We start from the raw sequence: 617 nt of genomic DNA on the forward strand, positions 1-617 counted from the left end.
CTGCGGTGTTCATCACTGTTGTTGCTCCGTCATAGCGCGCAGCGGTAAGTGTAAAGCCTGCGGCTCGGTGGAAGTTGGTGAGCACCAAAATGGGCTCTTTCACTTTCATTGGCGGCGTGTTGGTTAACCCCATGGCTTCGTTATCAAGTAAAACCGCGCGGATCACTGCGCTTAAATCACCTTTTACCCCTTTTCCGTTGTTGTTGAATACGCGAGCAACTCGCGCAACGTACTCCGGACTTGGGTTAGAAGAGACGAATCGTTGAATCAAAAACTTCGACACAAATGGCGCAATGTTAGGATGAGACATCAATATATCCAGCACTTGTGAGAGCTCTTCTTGGGCGGTCAAACCCGCAGGAATGGTTGTTCCCAACACGGTTTTTTCGTTGGTGTCATGTCGGCTGTTTATCACGCGCATGGGTTCAACAAATGCCGTGTCTGAATTTTTCCAACCAGTTAGCGCACGGGCCAGTTCTTGGATATCAGTTTGAGAGTAGGTCGGCAGCGGTTTTCCGGTTTTAGGATCACGTTTTACACTGCCATCAAGGTTTAGCTCGTAAAGTCCTAACGTAAAAAGCTGCATCAGTTCTCTGGCAAAGTTTTCATCCGGTAGC

Annotated in this window: 1 protein-coding gene; it reads right to left on the reverse strand. The window is 48.6% G+C overall.

What is annotated here, in order from left to right:
• On the reverse strand, positions 1–617 hold a 617-nt coding region (locus R7P74_RS27465), incomplete at both ends, for a DUF1800 family protein (protein WP_318123842.1).

Source organism: Vibrio sp. 2033 (assembly GCF_033339735.1).